At 70.1% G+C, this 19,769-nt stretch carries 23 protein-coding genes; 11 read left to right on the plus strand and 12 right to left on the minus strand.

Annotated elements, in window-relative coordinates; genetic code table 11:
- Nucleotides 1-507 precede the first annotated feature (507 nt).
- The 4 genes from MKL20_RS02380 to MKL20_RS02395 all read left to right on the plus strand — a co-directional run bounded on the left by MKL20_RS02380 (nt 508) and on the right by MKL20_RS02395 (nt 4,530).
- Nucleotides 508-1,344 (plus strand): ArsA-related P-loop ATPase, encoded by an 837-nt coding sequence (locus MKL20_RS02380; protein WP_243968792.1) that lies wholly within the window; start codon nt 508-510, stop codon nt 1,342-1,344.
- Complete coding sequence (locus tag MKL20_RS02385) at nt 1,341-1,778, plus strand: hypothetical protein (protein ID WP_243968790.1); 438 nt, start codon at nt 1,341-1,343, stop codon at nt 1,776-1,778. The genes MKL20_RS02380 and MKL20_RS02385 overlap by 4 nt, the downstream gene beginning before the upstream one ends.
- A gap of 326 nt (nt 1,779-2,104) precedes the next feature.
- Nucleotides 2,105-3,373: a GNAT family N-acetyltransferase gene (locus MKL20_RS02390; protein ID WP_244035328.1), complete on the plus strand. Its 1,269-nt coding sequence runs from the start codon at nt 2,105-2,107 to the stop codon at nt 3,371-3,373.
- Complete coding sequence (locus MKL20_RS02395) at nt 3,370-4,530, plus strand: M20 aminoacylase family protein (RefSeq protein ID WP_244035329.1); 1,161 nt, start codon at nt 3,370-3,372, stop codon at nt 4,528-4,530. The genes MKL20_RS02390 and MKL20_RS02395 overlap by 4 nt, the downstream gene beginning before the upstream one ends.
- Nucleotides 4,531-4,539: 9 nt before the next feature.
- On the opposite strand, the gene MKL20_RS02400 is transcribed toward MKL20_RS02395, so the two are convergent.
- The 4 genes from MKL20_RS02400 to MKL20_RS02415 form a co-directional block, all read right to left on the minus strand.
- Entirely contained in the window at nt 4,540-5,073 is a 534-nt protein-coding gene (locus MKL20_RS02400; protein WP_244035330.1) for a TetR/AcrR family transcriptional regulator, read from the minus strand.
- A gap of 26 nt (nt 5,074-5,099) precedes the next feature.
- Nucleotides 5,100-5,567 (minus strand): DUF1348 family protein, encoded by a 468-nt coding sequence (locus MKL20_RS02405; RefSeq protein ID WP_244035331.1) that lies wholly within the window; start codon nt 5,565-5,567, stop codon nt 5,100-5,102.
- A 104-nt stretch (nt 5,568-5,671) separates the two neighbouring features.
- Nucleotides 5,672-6,451, minus strand: coding sequence for an AraC family transcriptional regulator (locus MKL20_RS33115; RefSeq protein ID WP_244035332.1), 780 nt, complete (start codon nt 6,449-6,451; stop codon nt 5,672-5,674).
- Between the two features lie 10 nt (nt 6,452-6,461).
- Nucleotides 6,462-7,361: an alpha/beta hydrolase gene (locus tag MKL20_RS02415; RefSeq protein WP_244035333.1), complete on the minus strand. Its 900-nt coding sequence runs from the start codon at nt 7,359-7,361 to the stop codon at nt 6,462-6,464.
- A 526-nt stretch (nt 7,362-7,887) separates the two neighbouring features.
- Between MKL20_RS02415 and MKL20_RS02420 the strand changes: the two genes are divergently transcribed.
- Nucleotides 7,888-8,490, plus strand: a complete 603-nt coding sequence (locus MKL20_RS02420; protein ID WP_244035334.1) for a PAS domain-containing protein — start codon at nt 7,888-7,890, stop codon at nt 8,488-8,490.
- Between the two features lie 400 nt (nt 8,491-8,890).
- Here MKL20_RS02420 and MKL20_RS02425 read toward each other — a convergent pair whose 3' ends face one another.
- From MKL20_RS02425 to modC, 3 genes are all read right to left on the minus strand, one after another.
- Entirely contained in the window at nt 8,891-10,540 is a 1,650-nt protein-coding gene (locus MKL20_RS02425; RefSeq protein ID WP_244035335.1) for a TadG family pilus assembly protein, read from the minus strand.
- Nucleotides 10,537-10,941 carry a TadE family protein gene (locus MKL20_RS02430; RefSeq protein WP_244035336.1) on the minus strand — a complete coding sequence of 135 codons (405 nt, stop codon included), beginning with the start codon at nt 10,939-10,941 and terminating at the stop codon, nt 10,537-10,539. Before MKL20_RS02430 ends, MKL20_RS02425 begins: the two co-directional genes overlap by 4 nt.
- A gap of 163 nt (nt 10,942-11,104) precedes the next feature.
- Nucleotides 11,105-12,211 (minus strand): molybdenum ABC transporter ATP-binding protein, encoded by a 1,107-nt coding sequence (modC, locus tag MKL20_RS02435; RefSeq protein WP_244035337.1) that lies wholly within the window; start codon nt 12,209-12,211, stop codon nt 11,105-11,107.
- Nucleotides 12,212-12,276: 65 nt separating this feature from the next.
- Between modC and MKL20_RS02440 the strand changes: the two genes are divergently transcribed.
- Nucleotides 12,277-12,933, plus strand: coding sequence for a glutathione S-transferase family protein (locus MKL20_RS02440; RefSeq protein WP_244035338.1), 657 nt, complete (start codon nt 12,277-12,279; stop codon nt 12,931-12,933).
- 39 nt (nt 12,934-12,972) lie between these two features.
- On the opposite strand, the gene modB is transcribed toward MKL20_RS02440, so the two are convergent.
- From modB to MKL20_RS02460, 4 genes are all read right to left on the minus strand, one after another.
- Nucleotides 12,973-13,665: a molybdate ABC transporter permease subunit gene (gene modB / locus MKL20_RS02445; protein ID WP_244035339.1), complete on the minus strand. Its 693-nt coding sequence runs from the start codon at nt 13,663-13,665 to the stop codon at nt 12,973-12,975.
- An 18-nt stretch (nt 13,666-13,683) separates the two neighbouring features.
- A complete protein-coding gene (gene modA, locus MKL20_RS02450; RefSeq protein ID WP_244035340.1) occupies nt 13,684-14,493 on the minus strand; it encodes a molybdate ABC transporter substrate-binding protein in 810 nt (269 codons plus the stop codon).
- A 118-nt stretch (nt 14,494-14,611) separates the two neighbouring features.
- On the minus strand, nt 14,612-14,929 hold the full coding sequence (locus MKL20_RS02455) for a hypothetical protein (protein ID WP_244035341.1): 318 nt from the start codon (nt 14,927-14,929) through the stop codon (nt 14,612-14,614).
- Between the two features lie 37 nt (nt 14,930-14,966).
- A complete protein-coding gene (locus MKL20_RS02460) occupies nt 14,967-15,110 on the minus strand; it encodes a hypothetical protein (protein ID WP_243968759.1) in 144 nt (47 codons plus the stop codon).
- Between the two features lie 278 nt (nt 15,111-15,388).
- Here MKL20_RS02460 and MKL20_RS02465 point away from each other — a divergent pair, with 278 nt between their 5' ends.
- Nucleotides 15,389-16,309 (plus strand): 50S ribosomal protein L11 methyltransferase, encoded by a 921-nt coding sequence (locus MKL20_RS02465; RefSeq protein WP_244035342.1) that lies wholly within the window; start codon nt 15,389-15,391, stop codon nt 16,307-16,309.
- Nucleotides 16,310-16,339: 30 nt separating this feature from the next.
- A complete protein-coding gene (locus MKL20_RS02470) occupies nt 16,340-16,528 on the plus strand; it encodes an Rmf/CrpP family protein (protein WP_244035343.1) in 189 nt (62 codons plus the stop codon).
- A 15-nt stretch (nt 16,529-16,543) separates the two neighbouring features.
- On the opposite strand, the gene MKL20_RS02475 is transcribed toward MKL20_RS02470, so the two are convergent.
- Nucleotides 16,544-16,804, minus strand: coding sequence for a hypothetical protein (locus MKL20_RS02475; protein WP_244035344.1), 261 nt, complete (start codon nt 16,802-16,804; stop codon nt 16,544-16,546).
- Between the two features lie 138 nt (nt 16,805-16,942).
- Between MKL20_RS02475 and MKL20_RS02480 the strand changes: the two genes are divergently transcribed.
- Genes MKL20_RS02480 through MKL20_RS02490 form a run of 3 tightly spaced genes read left to right on the plus strand, consistent with a single transcriptional unit; the run spans nt 16,943 to nt 19,708 of the window.
- Complete coding sequence (locus MKL20_RS02480) at nt 16,943-18,775, plus strand: aminopeptidase P family protein (protein ID WP_244035345.1); 1,833 nt, start codon at nt 16,943-16,945, stop codon at nt 18,773-18,775.
- A gap of 41 nt (nt 18,776-18,816) precedes the next feature.
- Nucleotides 18,817-19,212 carry a hypothetical protein gene (locus tag MKL20_RS02485; RefSeq protein WP_244035346.1) on the plus strand — a complete coding sequence of 132 codons (396 nt, stop codon included), beginning with the start codon at nt 18,817-18,819 and terminating at the stop codon, nt 19,210-19,212.
- A complete protein-coding gene (locus MKL20_RS02490; RefSeq protein ID WP_244035347.1) occupies nt 19,199-19,708 on the plus strand; it encodes a hypothetical protein in 510 nt (169 codons plus the stop codon). Before MKL20_RS02485 ends, MKL20_RS02490 begins: the two co-directional genes overlap by 14 nt.
- Nucleotides 19,709-19,769: the final 61 nt, after the last annotated feature.

Below are 19,769 nucleotides of genomic sequence, written 5' to 3' on the forward strand. Positions count from 1 at the left end.
AACAGCGGATAAGCTGTCAACATCTTTGCTCTGAGGCTTGCCTATCGCCTTCAGCTGGGCGAACTCTCGGCCCTGCGCGACGCTGGCGAGACGAAGACCGGATCGGGTCTCGCCGCGGCACCGAGCCCGCAACGGAGTGCAAGTTGTGAAGAGGGCGACGTTTCCGGTTTCCGGCCTGCCCGGCGTGAGGCCCGGCCGGGGCATCATCCCGCGGCCATACGCGGCCCTGGCCTCCCGTCGGTCCGGGCTCGGCCCGCTTCGGCGCGGTGGGTCCCGGATCGCGGCGGCCGGCGGCGTCGATCTCCGGCGCGCGATCGGATCGGCGGCTTGAGGGGCCCCTGCCCTCTTGCGCGCAGCCGCGTCGTCGGCCCCCGGGCGCCGTCGCGGGACCGGATCCCCGCGGACCGACCCCACGAACCCTGACACCCCTGCAGGACCCTGCCCGCGCGCCGCAGCACCGCACGCGTGGACGCCGGCCTGCGCCCATCAAGCCAAGGAGACTCATTGATGACCGACGCCACGCAGCTCAAGGTTCCGGCCTGGTACAGCCCGACCGAGCTTCAGGAGATCCAGCAGGATCTCCTCGGGCCGGGGAACACGAAGGTCCTGATCCTGTGCCTCGGCGGCAAGGGCGGCGTCGGCAAGACGACCATCGCCCTGCAGATCGCCGATCTCGCCGCCGAGGTCGGCCCGGTCCTGGCGATCGACACCGATCCGGCCAACCGGCACTTCCACACGGCGCTGATGCGGGAGACGGAGCCGGGCAGCCAGAACTTCGTGCCGCGCCGTCCGGGCGTGTCCTCCTTCCGGCAGCGCCTGCGCGCGGAAGATTCCACCGGGCGCGTCGACCCGACCCTGGTCCAGGACCTGATCGAGCGCGTGTCCGACGCCGCCGAGCGCTTCGTGGTGGTCGACTTCCCGGCCGGCGACACCGAGACGACCCGGCGCAGCACCGAGATCATCGTCGAGAGCTGCCGCGAGGAGAAGATCCGCCTCTGCGTGGTCGTGGCCGCCGGCGCCGTCGATCCCACCGCCCTGGACGTGCTGCGCGAACTGCGGCCGCTGCTGCTCGAAGCCGACCGGGCGATCCTGGCCAAGAACACCGCCCAGGCGACCAACTTCGACTATCTGGAAGCCTCCGACGTGGTCCGGCAGCTGCGAGCGCAGCCGAACTTCCGCGCCACCGAGATCGAGCGGATCGGCGAGCGGCTGATCGAGGCGCTGCGGATCCAGCACACGACCTGGCTGGAGCTGGCCACCACCGCGCCGATGCGCCTGCGCGTCGAGGCGCGGCGCCTGCGGCGCAACTTCCACACGGCCTGGCGCGAGGCCTTCCGTCCGTGAACAACCTCGAGCGGTTCTACCGGACGGTTCACGGCCGGGAGCTCCTGCCTTGGGAGCGGCAGCTCGCCGTGCGCGTCGCGGCCGCTCTCAACACCACCACGGACGACGACTTCGTCGTCCACCTGCTGCTGCTGTACAACGCCACCCACGTCATCAGCGAGATGCACAACGAGCTGGTCGCTTCGAGAGATTCGCTCTCTCAGAGCAACCGGGAACTCGTCCACGACCTGTCGATGGAAGTGCGGCGCAACACCCGGACGGTCTACGTCCTCCTCGGCGTGGTGGTGGCGAGCGTGCTGGGGAGCGTGTGGATCATCCTCAGCCTCGCGAACCTCTCCCATCAATACGCGGTCGGTGAGGCCCGCATCGCCGCCGCCCTGCAGGCCATCGAGCGCCGGGCGCCCAGCGTACCCCAGCCGGGGCTGGCGCGCTGATGATCGACGTTGAACGGCCGTGATGAACCAAGCGGCGGGGCGCCTCACATTACGCCCGTTCGTAAAAATGGAGCCTCTGCCCAGGGCTGCTGTTTCGAGCTGCTGACAGCTGAGCGAGGAGGTGTGCGGGGCCTGATCCGCCGCGATGACCGGCAGGATGACCGAGCAGAACGGTCCGCTGCGGTGCCGATTTCTTCACCCTCATCGACACCGATCGCTCCGGCAAACCGAAGGGTGTGACGCCGCCGCCCATCTGACAAGTCTGCCATGGCAGCCGCGCGCATCCGCCCGCTTGCTCGTCCGGCTGCCCCGGCTAGATTGGGCCCATGAAGCAAGCACCCGGGCCGGCGCCGGAGACCCCCACGCTCACCGTGCGGGCGATCACCGGCTTGAAGGAGATCGGCGCAGCGGCCTGGGACGCCTGCGCGTTCTCCCCCGAGACCCTGGCGGCGGGCGACGAGACCCACAACCCGTTCGTCTCGCACGCCTTCCTGTCGGCGCTGGAAGATTCCGGCTGCGTCTCGCGCAAGACCGGCTGGCTGCCCCTCCACATCTCCGTGGAGCGTGACGGCACGCTGCTCGGCGTGGCGCCGTGCTATCTGAAGTCGCACAGCCAGGGCGAGTACGTGTTCGATCACGGCTGGGCCGACGCCTACGAGCGGGTCGGCGGCTCCTATTACCCGAAGCTTCAGGTGAGCGTGCCGTTCACGCCGGTCACCGGCCCGCGCTTCCTGATCGCCCCGGGCGCCGATCCGGACGAGGCCACCGCCGGCCTCCTGGCCGGCCTGCGGGCGCTGCGGGGCGAGACCAAGGCGTCCTCGATCCACGTCACCTTCATGCGCGAGGCCGAGTGGGACCGGGCCGGGGCCGCGGGCTTCCTGCAGCGCACCGACCAGCAGTTCCACTGGGAAAACGCCAGCTACGGCAGCTTCGACGATTTCCTGAATGCCCTCGCGTCCCGAAAAAGAAAAACCATCCGCAAGGAGCGGCGCGACGCGCTCGCGCCCGGGATCACGGTCGAGCACCTCACCGGCGCCGACATCACCGAGGCCCATTGGGACGCGTTCTACGCCTTCTACATGGACACGGGCGCACGCAAATGGGGGCGCCCCTACCTCAACCGCCGGTTCTTCTCGCTCCTGTCCGAGCGCATGGCCGACCGGGTGCTGCTGATCATGGCCCGCCGGGACGGCGCCTACATCGCCGGGGCGATCAACCTGATCGGCGACACGGCACTCTACGGGCGAAACTGGGGCTGCATCGAGGACCACCCGTTCCTGCATTTCGAGGTCTGCTACTATCAGGCGATCGATTTCGCGATCCGTCGCGGCCTGAAGCGGGTCGAGGCCGGGGCGCAGGGGGAGCACAAGCTCGCCCGCGGCTACCGGCCGGTGCTGATGCACTCCGCCCACGACATCGCCGACCCGGCTTTCCGCAGGGCGGTGGCCGATTACTTGCAGCGGGAGCGCGCCCACGTCGCCGAGGCGGTGGACGTCCTCGACACGCTCACGCCGTTCCGGCGCACCGAGGCGGACGCGGTCTGCGAGGATGCGGCGCCGTCCACGTCATCGTCCCCCGAGAGCCCGACCACATGAGCCCGATCGACTATATCAAGACCTATGCCGATGAGCTGACGGCCCTGCGCCGCGACCTGCACGCCCATCCGGAGCTCGGCTTCGAGGAGGTTCGCACCGCCGGCATCGTCGCCGACCTTCTGGAGCAGTACGGTTGCGAGGTGCATCGCGGCGTCGGCGGCACCGGCGTGGTCGGGCTCCTGAAGGGCCGCACCGACAACGGCCGCCGGATCGGCCTGCGCGCCGACATGGACGCCCTGCCGATCGAGGAGGAGACCAACCTCCCCTATCGCTCCACCTATGCGGGCAAGATGCACGCCTGCGGCCATGACGGCCACACCACGATGCTGGTGGGCGCCGCGCGCTACCTCGCCGAGACCCGCGCCTTCGACGGTACGGCCGTCTTCGTGTTCCAGCCCGCCGAAGAGGGCCGCGGCGGCGCCCGGGCCATGCTGAAGGACGGGCTGTTCGAGCGCTTCCCTTGTGACGAGATCTATGGGCTGCACAACCAGCCCGGCGGCGGCCCCGGGCGGATCAAGCTGCGCCCGGGGCCGCTCATGGCGGCGGCCGACTTCTTCGACATCAACATCCGCGGCAAGGGCGCCCACGCCGCCCATCCGCACGGGGGCATCGACCCGATCGTGATCGCCACCGGGCTCGCCCAGGCGCTGCAATCGATCGTCTCGCGCAACGCCGACCCGCTGAAGTCGATCGTGCTGTCGATCACCCGGATCTCGGCCGGCTCCGCCTACAACGTCATCCCGGAGACGGCGCACCTCGCGGGCACGATCCGCACCTTCGACCGGGAGCTGCGGGCGCTCGCCGGGACCCGGATGCGCGAGCTCGCCGCGGGCTTCGCGGCCGCCTACGGCGCCGAGATCACGGTCCAGATCGAGGACAAGTTCTCCGTCCTGGAGAACGCGCCCGAACAGGCGGCCGCCGCCACCGCGGTGGCAACCGAGCTCCTCGGGCCCGACCAGGTCGAGGCGAACGCGGCCCCGAAGATGGGCAGCGAGGATTTCGCCGACATGGCCCAGGCGGTGCCGGCCGCCTATGTCTGGCTCGGCTCGAACCCCGGTCCGGGCCTGCACAATGCCAGCTACAATTTCGACGATTCGGTCATCCCGATCGGCAGCGCCTTCCTGGCCCGGATGGTCGAGAGCCGCACCGCCGCCTAAGACGCGGCCTCAGCCCGCTGCGGTCGCGATCCGTGACTGCAGCGCGGCCAGCGCGCGGGTGAAGACCGCCGGCTCGTCGAGCGCCCGCGCCAGCACGATCGCCCCCTGGATCTGCGCGACGACCTCCTCCGCCAGCGCCGCGCTCGCCGCCGCGTCGTGCCCCGTGCGTCGCAGGGCGTCGTCCAGGGCGGCGACCCAGCGGACGAAGTAGCCCCGCACCGCCTCGGCGAACAGGTCGCGGCCGCCGCCGAGCGCCAGGACGCCGACGAGGCAGACCCGCCGCCCGGACCGGAAGTAGGTCTGAACGGCCTCGAACATGTCTGAGATGGCCGTCTCGGGCCGTTCCGCCGCGCGCAGCGGGCGATACAGGTTGGCCTCGAACCAGGCGTCGATCTCGGCGAGCACGCAAGCCGCCATCTCGGCCTTGCCCCCCGGGAACAGGTGATACAGGCTGCCCTTGCCCAGGCCGGTCGCCCGGCTGATCAGCGCCAGGCTGGCACCTTCGTAGCCGTGCTCGCGAAAGACCTCCGCAAGCGCCGGCACCGTCTCGGTCCGCGTCGTCACCGCGGCTAGAGGCCGAGATCGCTCAGGCCCGGATGATCGTCGGGGCGCCGGCCGAGCGGCCAATGGAATTTCCGGTCGGAGGCGGCGATCGGCAGGTCGTTGATGCTGGCGATCCGGCGGCGCATCAGCCCGTGCGCGTCGAACTCCCAGTTCTCGTTGCCGTACGAGCGGAACCATTGCCCGGCCGCATCGTGCCACTCGTAGGCGAAGCGCACCGCGATCCGGTCCCCGCCGCAGGTCCACAGCTCCTTGATCAGCCGGTACTCGCGCTCGTGCGCCCATTTGCGCTGGAGGAACGCCACGATGGCCTCGCGCCCCGTCAGGAACTCGCTGCGGTTCCGCCAGACGCTGTCCGGCGTATAGGCGAGTGACACCCGCTCGGGATCGCGCCCGTTCCAGGCATCCTCGGCCATCCGGGCTTTTTGGGTAGCGGTCTCCGCGGTGAAGGGCGGAAAGGGCGGGCGGTCCGACATGGGCGTGTCCTCGCTGTTTGTACCGATCGGTACAAACTTGGACGCGTGGCTTTGCCAAGTCAACGGGAATGGCGCCCGTGATGGACGCCTGACGCCATCCGCGATCATGGCGGCGCTGGATCCGCGTTGCGGGCCCGGTAGGCGGCGGGCGCGGCGCCGATCATGCGCCGGAACATGGATGCGAACGCGCTGGGGCTGTCGTAGCCCAACGTGAGGGCCGCTTCCGTCACCGAGCCGCCGCCGACCAGCATGGGCAGCGCGGCCAGGACGCGCGCCTGTTGCCGCCAGACCGAGAACGGAACCGCCAGATCCCGCTCCGCCAGCCGCGCCAGCGTCCGTGGCGAGGCTCCGGCGATCCGGGCGAGCGCCGCCATGTCCTGCCGGCCGCCGGGATCGGTCAGGACGGCCTCACAGGCGCGCTGGAGCCGCGGATCGGTCGGCATAGCGAGGCGTAATGGGCAATGCGGGAGCGCGGCTACCTCGTCGAGCAGGACGTCGAGCAGGCGGCCCTGCCGTCCGTCCTCGTCGACCACCCCGGCGCCTTGGATCGCCCGCAGGATCAGCTCGCGCAGGAGCGGCGTCACCGCGAGACTTGTGGGTTCGGCCGGCAGGGTCGCCGGCACGGCATGGTCGGCGATGTAGAGGGTCCGGAGTGAGACCGCGCCGCGGGCGCGCAGCGCGTGATCGATCCCGGCCCCGACCCAGAGCGCCCGCTGCGGCGGCACGAGCCACAGGCTGCCCGCGGCGCGGATCTCCATCACGCCGGCCGTGGCGTAGATCAGCTGCGCGCGGGCGTGACAATGCGGGCCGACGATCCCGCCATCCGGGTAGTCGCACGCAACGCAGACGACCTTCGGGTCGCGGAAACAGGGGGAACCGAGCACGGCCGGATGGTCAGGCGGTCGCGCCGAGATGGGCGACGAAGAAATCGCGCGCGGCGATGCTGGTGCGGTCGAAGTGCTGGAGGTACGGGTCGAAATGGCCGCCCGGCACCATCACGAGGTTCTTGGGCGGCAGGGCGCGCTGATAGGCCTCCAGGCACAGATCGGTGGCGGTCAGGCGATCGTCCTCGGCGACGATCATCAGCAGCGGCGTCGGGCTGATCCGGGCGATATGTACGCCCGGCTCGTTCTCGCGGGACAGTTCGGCGCTGCGCAGCGTCACTTCGTTTCGCCAGGTCGGCGCAAAGTCGTGCGTGCCGATGAAGAAGGCGTGACCGTCCGCTCCCGGCATCGCGCAGGGCTGGAGTGGATCGGCCGACACCGCCGGCAGCGTGGCCGGCGCCTCGCCGCGGAACCGGGCGGCGCGGTCCGCCTCGAAGCGGCGCAGCTGGGCCGGGACGAGATCGGATCGGGTCCGGCGCTGCGCCGAGAGGGCGCCGCTGATAAACGGCACCTGCGCAACCACGCAGCGGACCCGGCGGTCGATCGCCGCCACCTCGATCACATGGCCGCCGCTGTAGCTCGTGCCCCAGATCCCGATGCGCGCGGGATCGATCCACGGGATCGTCTGCGCGAAGCTGATCGCGTCCCGGTATCCACGCCTTTGCAGCACCGGGTCGACCTCCTGCCGGGGCAAGCCCTCGCTGGCGCCGAAATGGGCGTGGTCGTAGACCAGGACGCCGAAGCCCGCCGCCTGGAAGACCTCCGCGTAGCGGTCGAGATACTGCTCTTTGACCGCCGAGAAGCCGTGAGCCATCACCACGGCGGGCGTCGCACCGTCCTGCACGTCCGGCTCGTAGAGCCAGCCGCGCAGCGTCCGACCCTCCGAACGGAACTCGACATCGCTTCGCATCGGTCGCTCCCTGAAACACCGGGGCATCGTGCCGGATCGTCCATAGGTCGGCACCGCGGAACCGGTCAAAAGCCGCTTCGTATCGGCCAACGCGCCGTTCCGCTCGATCCCCCGCCGTCGACAGGCAAGCCGATCGGTGCGACTTTGACGTTCAAAGTCGCGCACCATGACCCGCCGAAGCGGGCAGGACGATCGGGGAGGCCTATGGCGCCGGAAATACGGGAATCGCGGGCCGCGCTCATCCTGCTCGCTGTCGTCGTCGGCGCGGTGCTGGCGTTCGGGGCGTTTACCCTCATCACGCAGATCGGCTGAAGCCTCGCCAGAAAGTACAACCTACACGCGTTTGCGGATCAGATAGAACAGGCAATTCTGCCCTCCGATCGGCCGAAATTGTCTCTCTCGGTCAGTAGAATGACCTGCACAGAAGCTAGGTTGCGGTGTTGAGTTAACCACCTCTTAATTCCATCATGGGTTGTATAGCGACGAAAGATGCGTGCGAGGGGCACGCCGGTTTCGGAGATCGCCCATGGTTGTCGACGCGATCAAGCGCACGCGCGGCCTGCCGGTCGATCTGCCCGCGGCCCTCGACGCCTCCGGCGTCATCGGTGCCTGGTCGTGGTCGCCCCGCTCCGATCGCTGCATCCTGGATGCCGGCGCCGCGGACGTGCTGGCGGGCGATCCCGGCCTCGCCGGCCGCCCGATCCCCCTGGAGATCGCCCGATCCTGTATCCATCCCGAGGACCGGCCCGCCGTGGTGCGCCACTTCCAGGCGGTGTGCGAGCGCGGCGGCCTGTTCGTGGCCGAGTACCGCACGCTGTCGCCGTCCGGTCAGGTCCGCTGGATCCTCGACCGCGGCCGGGTGCCGGCGAGCGCGTCGAGCCGGCGGACCGGGCACGGCCTGATCATCGACGTGACCGACGATCGGCGCGAGGACGAGGCGGATGCTCCGGCGCGCGTCGAGCCCCTGGACGCGCTCTCGGTGGCGATCGACCGGGCCCTCGAGTGCCGAGATGCCCTCGACGGCGTGGCGGATTCGGAGCTGCAACTCCTCGTGGATATGCTGCTGCTGCGCCTTGGGCAGAGCATCGCCAAGACGCCCGCCGGCGACGGGGGCCGGCGCGGTCACTGAGGGGTCGGAAGCCGGCGTCTCGCGGCGTGGAGCGACCCGGCCCGAAGCCGGATCGCCAGAGCCGTTCCCGCCCTCTCAAGGTGTTTGGCGCAGCGCTTCAGGGGAGACGCGACGCGCTCTCCTCCCCCTTGCGGGGAGGAGTTGGAGGTGGGGGTGGTGCAGAAGACACCGTAACGCTTGATTCTGCACCACCCCCACCCCTGACCCCTCCCCGCAAGGAGGAGGGGAAAGCGCCCCTTTTTTAACGTGTTGGCGGCAAGCGGAGACGGATGCATCCGGTTGGCGAAACGTCTCGAACGCGACCCTATCCAAACACCTCGAAAGGGCTGGCTTTAAGTCCTTGATTGAACGCGCTTGCTGACGCCGAACCGGTATCCACGTCGGCGGCGAGCGCTCTCAGTCACTGCACCAGCACGGCCTGGCTGCAGAGGGTGCCGTCCATCTCGACATCCGCATAGCCGATCCGCAGGCCGAGGCTCTGCAGGACGCCGTTGAGCACCAGATCGAGGGGCGCGGCTGCGAGACTGAGCGTCGTCGCGAGGGAGGTCTGGAGCAGCGGGGTCAGGCCGAAGCCGTTCAGGTTGAGGCTGAGATTGCCCAGCAGGCTGCCGGTCAGCGACTGTGCGACGTTGGTCGACGACACCGTGCGCACGGTGTGGTTGGCGATATCGGCATCCGTGAAGGTGAGCGTCTGCGTGTTCGTGCCGATATTCGTCACCGTCCGGCCGCCGATGTTCACCAGCGGCAGCGCGATCAGCACGGCCGGCTGCGACAGGTCCGGGCTGGTCGTACCGCCGTTGATCGAGGCGCGGTTCACCGCGGCGATGGCGAGGGTCGCGAGCCCGGTCTGGGCCTCGATGGTGGCCTGGCGGCCGCCGCTGGCCCCCGAGCAGGTGAGCGTGCGGAGTGTCGCCTGGGCGGAGGCGACCTCGGCATAGATCGGTATGGAGACGGTCCCGAGGCCGAGCGGGGCCGAGACCGTGGCCTCGATCAGCAGCCGGGTCTGGGCGGTCTTCACCGTGGCGTTCAGGCTGCCGGGCCGGACCCAGCCGGAACTGCGGCGGCGCTCGCCGATCGCCAGGGTCAGCCGGGTGGAGAGCAGCCCCGGCACGGTGGCTCCGAGATCGATCGCCACCTGGTTCTGCCCGTTGGCGAGCGACGCGGTGGCAGCCACGAGGTCCATCAGACTCAGCGACGGGCCGGCCAGGCCGCGCCCAGGGGCCAGGGCCGCCACATCGCCCAGCGCATCGACCTGGCCGACCGGTACGAGGTTGCCCGCATTCGGCAGCGCGTTGAGGATACCTGAGAGGGCCGAGACCGCGGCGGAATTGCCCTGCGCGGCGACCCGCATTGCCATCAGCAACTGGCCGACGCTGGCATTCGCCTTGACGATGTCGGTGTAGTTCGCCGCCTGCAGGTTGAGGCTCGCCGACAGCGCGTCGAGGACGCGCAGGCTGTCGACATGGGCGCCGGCCAGCGCGTTGTAGTCGCCGACGCCCAGCGACAGCTTGGCTCCGAGCAACGCGCCGAGAACGGCGTTGGCGATGCCGCCGCTCAGGGCCGCGGTGCCCGAGCCGATCGTGAACGCCGCAAATTGCGCACTGGCGGCGGTGCCGGTGACCCGGATCGGCACGCTGCCCGGCAAGCCGATCGCCCGGCCGAAGGTCACCGGTACATTGGTCGACAAGCCGACCCGCACGGCGTTGGCTGGGCTCGCGCCAGAGTTGAAACGGCTGCCCGGGGCGACGTTGGGGGTGCTGGCATCGTAGCCGCCGGTTGCAACCGTCGCGCGCGCCGGGTCGAAACCGTTATCGACCAGGGAACGGCGCGCGACCGTGTCCGCCTTGGTCGGGTCGACGGCCGCCAGCATCGCGGCGATATCGGCCGCGCCCTGCGCCTTGCGCCGCGCCTGGAACACCTGCCCGAGATCGATCCCGACGGCTCCGGCGCCCATCAGCAGGGAACTGCCGAGCGCCACCAGGATCACGACGTTGCCGCCCTGGGCCCGGCCGAAGCGCCGCGCCCGGATGGCGGCCCGCCATCCGGTCACAGGCCGCCCTTCCGGACGCTGATGCTGCTGCGCAAGACCGTGGGCAGCATCGGGATCAGCTTGGAGAAGACGTTGATGCCCAACGAGTTGGCATCCAGGGTCACGGTCACGGTGTAGAGCGTCGCATCGTTCGGATCGGGGCCGACCGTGACCTTGATGCTGTCCGGACGGAACATCGCGCCGCTGCTGAGGCTGCGGGTCACCATGGTCTGCGCCAGGGTCGCGCGCTCGGTATCGGTGACACCGGCGATGGAGGCGCGGGCTGCCTCGGCTGCGATCTGGCGGAGATTGTGGGCCGCGCCCAGGCAGATGCCGAAGGCGGTGATGCCGGCAAACAGCATCAGCACCACCGGCGCGACAAGGGCGAATTCGACCGCCGAGCTGCCGCTTCTGGAGCCCAAGCCGGAGCGTCCGTTTCGCCGAAGCACCTGGACCCAGCCCATCGAAACGCCCTCCGGAACGCACGCCGCCTGGGCAGCGTCACAACCCATGGTCGCATCGATTTTCTAATCAATGGTTGTAGTGTTTGTCTGAATTCCAGTGTTTCGAGCCGAATACCGGATGTCAGATGTCCACGGCCGGCCGCAGCGTCCCGATCTCCGATGGGGCGAAGGCGGCGCTCTTGATCACCGCGTGGACGGGGCGCCCCGGCGCCAAGCCCAGCTCGCGGACCGCGACCGCCGTGACGCGGGCGGCGATCAGCGCGCCGTTGCAATCGATCTCCACCGCCACCTCGGCGCCGCCGGGGGTCAGCGCCGCGATGCGGCCGGGCAGGATGTTGCGTGCGCTCAAACCCCGGGGTTGCTCGGTCGCCACCAGCACGTCGCGGGCGGGGATCCGCACCCGCAGCCGGGTCCCGAGCGGACGCGCGCCCAGGCCCGGCACCAGCAGCTGACCGGCTTGGCCCATGAGCCGGGTGAGTCCGGTCTCCGGATCGGCCCCGCCGACGACCATGTCGAGGAGCGCACCCGCCTCCGCCTCATGGACCGGCACGAGGTCGGCCCGCCGCAGGATCGCCTCGGCGGGACCCGATGCCGCCACGCGCCCCGCCTCCAGCACGATCACCGTGGTGGCGAGCCGCGCCACCTCGGCGACCGCGTGGCTGACATAGACGATCGGCACGCCGGCCTCGTCGCGCAGGCGCTCGATATAGGGAAGGATCTCGGCCTTCCGGGCCTCGTCCAGGGCCGCCAGCGGCTCGTCCATCAGCAGCAGGCGCGGCTTGGCGAGCAGCGCCCGCCCGATCGCCACCCGCTGGCGCTCGCCCCCGGACAGGCCCGCGGGCCTCCGGTCGAGGAGATGGCCGATCCCGAGCATTTCGGTCACCGCGGCGAATCCGGCCGGGTCGGCGGGCCGGCGCCCGAAGACGCGGCCGTAGCCGAGATTGCTCCGCACGCTGAGATGCGGGAACAGCCGCGCATCCTGGAACACCACCCCGACCCGGCGCCGGTGGGGCGGCAGGAAGATCCTCGCCGCACTGTCCACCAGCGTGGCGCCGTCGGCGACGATCCGGCCGCGATCCGGCCGGGCCAGCCCGGCGATCAGGTCAATCAGCGTCGTCTTGCCGGAGCCCGAGCGCCCGAACAGGGCGGTCAGTCCCGGCCCAGCTTCGAACGCCGCCTCCAGGCTGAAGGCGCCGCGCCGAAGGTTGAGGTCGACCTCGATGCTCATGCGATTCGCCCCCGGCGGCACGGGCGGCGGCGATGCGCGTTGGCACCCGCCACGGAGCGCGCACGATGATCACCGTCCACCATCTCGAGAACAGCCGCTCGCAGCGCGTGCTCTGGCTGCTGGAAGAGCTCGGCCTGCCCTACACGGTGAAGCGCTACGAACGCGACAAGCGGACCATGCGAGCGCCGCCAGAACTCGTGGCTGTCCACCCGCTGGGCAAGTCGCCGGTCATCACCGAGGACGGGATCGTGGTGGCCGAGACCGGCGCCATCGTCACCTACCTCACCGACCGGGCCGGGGGCGCCCTGGTGCCCGCGCCGGGAACGCCCGAGCGCGCGCGCTACACCTATTGGCTGCACTACACCGAGGGCTCGGCCATGCCGCCGCTGCTGCTCAAGCTGGTCTTTTCGCGCCTCGCGCCGGGGAGCCCCTGGGCGCTGCGGCCCCTGGTTCGCCGGGTCGCCGAGACGGTACTCAAAAACTTCGTCGATCCGGACCTGCGGCGGCACGCGGCGTTCTGGGAGCAGGAACTCGCCGACCGGCCGTATGTCTGTGGCGAGACGTTCACCGCCGCCGACATCATGATGAGCTTCCCTCTGGAAGCCTTCGCGGCCCGCGGAACCGGCACCGGGCCGCAGGTCACGGCTTGGCTCGCGCGCATCCATGCCCGCCCGGCCTACCGAAAGGCCCTGGAGCGGGGCGGCCCCTACGCCTATGCCTGAGTGGCGGTCACGCCAGCACGCGGTCGATCGGGCCGCCATTCAATCCGCCCTCAGCCGGCGCGCGACGCGGGACGCCAGGAACTCCGAGACCAGCAGGGCCGCCACCGACAGGGCGACCGAGATCAGGGTCAGGCGCAGGGCCGGCCCTTCCCCGCCCGGGACCTGGGTGAGCGTGTAGATCGCCGAGGGTAGGGTCTGGGTCTCTCCGGGGATGTTCGACACGAAGGTGATCGTCGCCCCGAACTCGCCCATCGCCTTGGCGAAGGCGAGCACGGCGCCCGCGATGCAGCCCGGCAGGCTCAGCGGCAGCGTGACGGTGAGGAACACGGCGAGCGGGCCGGCCCCGAGGGTGCCGGCAGCCTGTTCGAGCCGGGGATCGACGGCCTCGATCGACAGCCGCATCGCCCGCACCATCAGGGGGAAGCCCATCACCGCGCAGGCCAGGGCCGCCCCGGTCCAGCGGAACGAGAAGACGATGCCGATCTCTGCGAGCGCGCTGCCGAGGACGCCGCGCCGGCCGAGCGCCAAAAGCAGCAGGTAGCCGGTCACCACCGGCGGCAGGATCAGCGGCAGGTGGACCAGCCCGTCGAGGAGCGCCCGGCCGGGAAACCGGCGCCGCGCCAGAAGCCACGCCACCGCGAGCCCGGGCAGCAGGCTCGCGAGCGTCGCCACGCTCGCCACCCGCAAGCTCAGGGCGACGGCCGTCCAGGCGTCGGGGGGCAGGCCGAGCAAGGCCGTGGGCGCGGGCGGCTACTGGCTGACGCCCGGCTTCTCGACCACCGTGAAGCCCTGACGCTCGAAGAAGCCCCGGGCTGCCGGGCCGCGCAGATAGGTCAGCAGGGCGGCGGCATCCGGGTTGGCCGAATCCTTGAGGAGGGCTGCCGGATAGACGATCGGCGGGTGGCTGTCGGACGGGAAGGTCGCGACCACGTGGACGCTCGGGTCGGCGGCCGCGTCCGTGGCGTAGACGATGCCCAGGGGCGCTTCGCCGCGGGCGACGAGCAACAGGGCGGCACGGACGTTCTCGGCCTGAGCGACCTGCCCCTTCACGGAGTCCCAGGCGCCGAGCTTCTCCAGGGCGGCCTTGCCGTATTTCCCGGCCGGGACGGCGTCGATCGTGGCCATGGCCAGCTTGCCGCCGCCGAGGATCCGGGTGAGCGTCGAGCCGAGATCCGGCGCCAGGGCGACTTGCGGATCGGAACCAGCGTTCTTCGGGCCGGACGCGATCAGCACCAGGGCGTTACGCAGGAGGTCGACGCGCGAGCCCGGCTTCAGGCTGCCGGCCTTCTCGGCATAGTCCATCCAGGCCTGATCGGCAGAGATGAACAGGTCGGCCGGTGCCCCGGCCTCGATCTGCTTGGCGAGCGCGTTCGAGCCCGCATAGGAGATCCGGGCAGTCTCGCCGGTCTCCTTCGTCCAACTGGCAGCCGCGTCGTCCAGCGCATTCTTCAGGCTCGCCGCCGCGAAGACCACCACCGAATCGGCAGCTCGGGTCGGGCCGGCCGCCGACACGAGGGCCAGCACGGCGAGCAGGGTCCAGATCCGTCGGGTGTGTCGCATCGGCTCGGGCATCCCGTGGGGCGACCCGTCGGCCGGCCGCCTTCGCGATCGACCTTAAGACGGGCGCCCCCGCGGACCAAGCGCCGTTCAGGCTGTCGGCCCAGACGGCCTCCTGGGTTCACGTGTGCGGCGTCTCCCGGCGCTCCCGTGGCGCCGCCTCGGCGCGGTGCAGCTGGCTCAGCAGGACAAGGAGACGACCCGGCAACGGGCCGTCCGGCGCCGGACCGCCGAACAGCCGCTCGCGCGGTGAAGGACGGACGGCGCCATCGTTGACGACGACGGGTCCGCGCGGTCCGGAACGCCTGGACTTGGTCACGCTGTACGCACCCTGCTCGATCACGCCTCTGGCGAAAGCCGGCAAAAACGCCGGCTCCTGTCGCCGGTTCCGCAGGCAATCGGTGGATTCTGTGGTTAACGCGCAGACATCCTGCCGCATTCCTGGGCGGTCCCCGCCGCGAATCCGGATTTCTGGCTCACCAGGTCCGAATGTCGCGCCGCTCACGCGTCTCGGTATCGGGCGCCGGCGTCATCCCGGTCGCAACCAGGACGGCCCAAAGCGTGACCACGAGGGTCGTGGTGAGGGTGACGGCGACGCTGACGAGCAGGGATGAGTTCATGGGGGGGCTGTCATTGATCAAAACGGGCGCGCCGGTTCACGAAGATCGGCGCGCCAGAGTTGAGGGTCTAGCCTTGGGGAGGCCGAGACTGTTGTAATCAGAGAAATTGTGCTCGGAAACTGATTTAAATCGTTTTCGGCGCGCCGATTGTTAGATGTGTCGCAGCAGCAACAAATCAGCAATCCTGGTCTCAGGCGCCGCGAGATCGGGGCACCGGATGCGGATTTTTCGCGTCTGCCCCTGTGATGCGGCGCGCTCCGGGGCTACAGCCCGGCATCATGCTCGAAGGTCTGCCGCCCCACCGCCCGACTCACATCCTGCGCCTGACGACCGACGAGCGGTCGGCCCGGGCGATGACGGATCTGCTGGGCGAGATGTTCGATCCCACCGAGACCGCCGTCGCGGCGTTCGAGGATGCGGATGGCCACACCTGGCGGCTCGAAGCCTATTTCGCCGACGCGCCGGACGAGGATTACGTCCGCGACCTGATCCGCCCGGTGATCGGGGACGAAGCGGACGTCGCCGAATTCCGCACCATCGAGCAGCAGGATTGGGTCCGCACCTCCCTGGAGGGGCTCAATCCGGTCCGAGCCGGCCGCTTCCTTGTCCACGGCGCGCACGACCGCGACGCGGTGCGCGGCAACGACCTGCCGATCGAGATCGAGGCCGCCCTCGCCTTCGGCACCGGCCATCACGGCACCACCCTCGGCTGCCTGCGCGCCCTGGTCTCCGAACTGAAGCAGCGGCGGCCGGCTCATGTCTTGGATGTGGGCACCGGCACCGGGATCCTGGCCTTCGCGGCCGCCAAGGCCCTGCGGCAGCCGGTGGTGGCCGGCGACCTCGACGGTGAGGCGGTGCGCACCGCCCGGGAGAACGCGCGTCTCAACGGTCTCGGACCCTACCTCAAGCTCTACGAAGGGCCGGGCGTGCGCCACCGGCTCGCGGACAGGCCGCGGCACTTCGACCTCGTCTTCGCCAACATCCTGGCGCGACCCCTGCGGCGCCTTGCCCCGACCCTGTCCCGGGTGGTCGCCCCCGCGGGGGTACTGGTCCTGTCCGGGCTGATCGAACGCGACGTGGCGGGGGTGCTCTCGACCTATCGCCACCAGGGTTTCCACCTCGTGCGGCACGGCCTGATCGAGGGCTGGGTCGCCCTGGTCCTGGCCCGCGGCGGTGCGGCGAAGCGGCCCCGCCGCTGAACCGGCGCCCGGCCCGCGCATTGCCCGGGCATGAGCCAGCCGCCGCACCACGATCCGCTCGCCGATCCCATCACCGAGGGCGCGCAGGCTCGGGCCCGAGGCCGGCCCAAGGATGCCTGTCCCTATCCGGCGGCGTCGCCGGCCCGTATCGCCTGGCTGGAGGGCTATGACGGCGTCCCAACCGGCCGCGCCCGGGATCTGCCGATCGCGGACGCCTGATCGGCGGGGCGCGCCCTATCGCGCGGTCCGCAACTGCCGGAACAAGGCTGAATCCTCCGGCGCCGTCTCGACAGCCGGGCCTTCCGCGTTATCCCTCTGCGCCACCGGAGCGCCCAACGCCGCCATCAGGACGCGCAAACCGTCGACCCACTCCTCGGCCTCCGCCAGCGAGCCGAAACCGTCGCGCCGAATCACGGTGTCGGGCTCGATCGTGGTGATGGCGTCGAAGAGGCCGTCGGGTCTGTCGCTGATCCGGTAGAAGACGCGGCGTGGCATGACTGGGAAGATAGGGCAAAGAACGGGCGTGATAAGATTGTCCGCGATGCTAAACCCTAGGTTATGGCTTCGTCTATGGATCTCACGATGGGTCCGATGCGGTTGCGATCATGGACCGCCGGGCGATAGGCTCTCGGCATGACAGAGCCCAGTCCGCCCCGCCACCGATTCCAGACCTTCGACGATCCGAGCCATCGCAAGGGCGCTGAGCGGATCGAGGCGCTGCGCGCGGCTTTGCGCGAGGCGGCGCTGGACGGCTTCGTGGTGCCTCGCGCCGACGAGCACCAATCCGAATACGTCCCCGCGGACGCGGAGCGTTTGGCCTGGCTCACCGGCTTCACCGGATCGGCCGGGACGGCGGTAATCCTCATGGAGTCCGCAGCCCTGATCGTCGATGGCCGCTACACCCTGCAGGCGCCCGAGCAGGTCGATACCGGTGTGGTCACCGTGGTGCCGCTGGCCGAATCGACCGCCGAGGCCTGGATCGCCGACAGCCTCAAGCGCGATCAGGTGCTGGGCTACGATCCCTGGCTGCACACCTCGGACGGCGTCGCGCGCCTAGAGCGGGCCGCGGTGAAGGCCGGCGGTTCGGTGCGGGCGGTGCCGAACCTGGTCGATGCCGTCTGGGCTGGCCGGCCAAAGCCGCCCGCCGGGCCGGTGGTCATCCATCCCGAGGCGTTCGCGGGCGAGACGGTCGCTGAGAAACTCACCCGCGTGCGCGAAGCCCTGGCCGAGGGCGGCTGCGACGCCCTGGTGATTTCGGATCCGCACAACCTCGCCTGGGCGTTCAACCTGCGCGGCGCCGATGTCGGCCATACGCCCCTGGCGCTCGGCTACGCGATCCTGCCTCGCGAGGGGCGGGCCCGGCTGTTCCTGTCTTCCCCCAAGGTCGATCCGGCTTTGCGCACGGCCCTGGCGCCGGTCGCCGAGATTCTGTCGCGGGCCGACCTCGATGACGGGCTCGGCTCCTTCAGCGGCGTGCGCGTCCGGGTCGATGCCGCGACGGGCGCCGTCGCCCTGAAGAAGAAGATCGAGGCCGCGGGCGGGACCGCCGATATCGGCAAGGACCCGATCACCGCCATGAAGGCGGTCAAGAACACCGCCGAGATCGAAGGCGCCCGCGCCGCCCATACCCGCGACGGCGCCAGCGTCGTGCGCTTCCTGGCCTGGCTCGACGGCGCCGCCGCCGCGGGGAGCTTGAGCGAGATCGCCGCCGTGGAGGCTCTGGAGGATGTCCGCGCGGCCGGCGGCGACCTGCGCGACGTGTCGTTCCCAACGATCTCGGGCTCCGGCCCGAACGGCGCGATCGTGCATTACCGGGTCACCCGCGCCAGCGACCGAGTCGTGCGGCCGGGCGAGCTGTTCCTGATCGATTCGGGCGCGCAATACCCGGACGGCACCACCGACATCACCCGGACGGTCGCGGTCGGCGAACCGACGGAGGCGATGCGCGACCGCTTCACCCGGGTACTGAAGGGGCACATCGCCATCGCCCGGGCGGTCTTCCCGAAGGGCACCACCGGCGCCCAGATCGACGCCTTCGCCCGTGCCCCGCTCTGGCAGGCCGGGCTCGATTTCGACCACGGCACCGGCCACGGCGTCGGCGCCTTCCTGTCGGTGCACGAGGGGCCGCAGCGCATCGCCAAGACCGGGACCGTGGCGCTGGAGCCCGGCATGATCCTGTCGAACGAGCCGGGCTACTACGCGCCCGGCGCCTACGGCATCCGGATCGAGAACCTCATCCTTGTCGAGCCGCGCGCGATCCCTGGCGGCGAGCGCCCGATGCTCGGCTTCGAGACCCTGACGCTCGCCCCCTACGACCGGCGGCTGATCCGCCCGGACCTGCTCGCGCCGGAAGAGCGGACCTGGATCGATGCCTATCACGCCCGGGTGCGTGACACGCTTGCGCCTCTCGTCGACGCGGAAACCCGCGTGTGGCTGGACCGCGCGACGGCGCCCCTGGCGGGTTGAGGGCGGGGAAGCCGCTCCGAGAATGGCCTTCGCGCCCTTGTGTGACCGAGGCCGGCTCGACAGATTATGTGGACGACTTGGCTGATCGGGCGTTCGGTTTCGTCGCGGGCGAGCCCGCCAGGATCGTAGAAGGTCGCCGGATCATGCCCAGACGTTCTCCAGATCTTGCCGAAGTCGCGAAGAAGGCCGCCAACGCATCCTTCGGCACCGCCGTAGTGCAGGATGTCCGCCTCGGCGACATGGAAGGCTCCGACGGCGAGGACGTTCGGCGCGTCCAGCTGATCGTCTCCGAAAACGCGATCGACCAGCTCGATGGCGACAAGCTGCTTGATGCCGGCTTGGCTATCCGCAAAGCCTTGCAGAAGGCCGGCGAGACGCTGCGCGTGGTCGTCGAGTATGCCGAGCAGCGCGAGCTCGACGAACTTGGCGCTGATTAATCCCGAGCATCTGTTCAGCCAGGCAGATGCGCTTCTTCTCCAAATCGGCCGCGGCTCGTTGCGGCAGGCCGATCTGCGCCGTACCTTCTCCAACGCCTATTACGGCCTGTTTCACGCGATCCTGACGGCTGCGGCCGACGAGGCAGTGGGGCGGACGCGGCGCAAGGATCCGCTCTGGACGCTGGCGTATCGTTCAGTCTCTCACCAGCGTTTGAAAAGCATCTGCAACGATCTCCAGGCCGCGACGCTCAAGCCGAAGATCAGGCGGTATGAGCCGCCCGGTGGATTTGGTGGTCACGTCATCACGATTGCCGGGGCCACTTCGGAATTGCAGGACCGGCGGCACGCCGCCGACTACGATCCGTCCCTGTCGTTCCTGCAAACCGACGCGCGGGCGGCGCTGCAGACGGCCCGGTCGGCGGTCAACCGGCTGGCCCATCTGAGGGCGGATCAGCGACGGGCGTTCCTCTACCTCATCCTGTTCGAGCCCCGCTGAGCGACCCCAGCGGCGTCATGGTCTCGGCCTCACCGCGCTGAGCGGAGGACAGGGCGCTGAC

The organism is Methylobacterium sp. E-066, assembly GCF_022829635.1.
GTDB lineage: Bacteria > Pseudomonadota > Alphaproteobacteria > Rhizobiales > Beijerinckiaceae > Methylobacterium.

Bases quoted from the DNA above. Each gene is read 5' to 3' on its own strand.
- MKL20_RS02380 (WP_243968792.1), top strand. From the start codon at position 508: ATGACCGACGCCACGCAGCTCAAGGTTCCGGCCTGGTACAGCCCGACC.
- MKL20_RS02390 (WP_244035328.1), top strand. From the start codon at position 2,105: ATGAAGCAAGCACCCGGGCCGGCGCCGGAGACCCCCACGCTCACCGTG.
- MKL20_RS02395 (WP_244035329.1), top strand. From the start codon at position 3,370: ATGAGCCCGATCGACTATATCAAGACCTATGCCGATGAGCTGACGGCC.
- MKL20_RS02405 (WP_244035331.1), bottom strand. From the start codon at position 5,567: ATGTCGGACCGCCCGCCCTTTCCGCCCTTCACCGCGGAGACCGCTACC.
- MKL20_RS02415 (WP_244035333.1), bottom strand. From the start codon at position 7,361: ATGCGAAGCGATGTCGAGTTCCGTTCGGAGGGTCGGACGCTGCGCGGC.
- MKL20_RS02420 (WP_244035334.1), top strand. From the start codon at position 7,888: ATGGTTGTCGACGCGATCAAGCGCACGCGCGGCCTGCCGGTCGATCTG.
- modC (WP_244035337.1), bottom strand. From the start codon at position 12,211: ATGAGCATCGAGGTCGACCTCAACCTTCGGCGCGGCGCCTTCAGCCTG.
- MKL20_RS02440 (WP_244035338.1), top strand. From the start codon at position 12,277: ATGATCACCGTCCACCATCTCGAGAACAGCCGCTCGCAGCGCGTGCTC.
- modA (WP_244035340.1), bottom strand. From the start codon at position 14,493: ATGCGACACACCCGACGGATCTGGACCCTGCTCGCCGTGCTGGCCCTC.
- MKL20_RS02455 (WP_244035341.1), bottom strand. From the start codon at position 14,929: ATGCGGCAGGATGTCTGCGCGTTAACCACAGAATCCACCGATTGCCTG.
- MKL20_RS02460 (WP_243968759.1), bottom strand. From the start codon at position 15,110: ATGAACTCATCCCTGCTCGTCAGCGTCGCCGTCACCCTCACCACGACC.
- MKL20_RS02465 (WP_244035342.1), top strand. From the start codon at position 15,389: ATGCTCGAAGGTCTGCCGCCCCACCGCCCGACTCACATCCTGCGCCTG.
- MKL20_RS02470 (WP_244035343.1), top strand. From the start codon at position 16,340: ATGAGCCAGCCGCCGCACCACGATCCGCTCGCCGATCCCATCACCGAG.
- MKL20_RS02475 (WP_244035344.1), bottom strand. From the start codon at position 16,804: ATGCCACGCCGCGTCTTCTACCGGATCAGCGACAGACCCGACGGCCTC.
- MKL20_RS02480 (WP_244035345.1), top strand. From the start codon at position 16,943: ATGACAGAGCCCAGTCCGCCCCGCCACCGATTCCAGACCTTCGACGAT.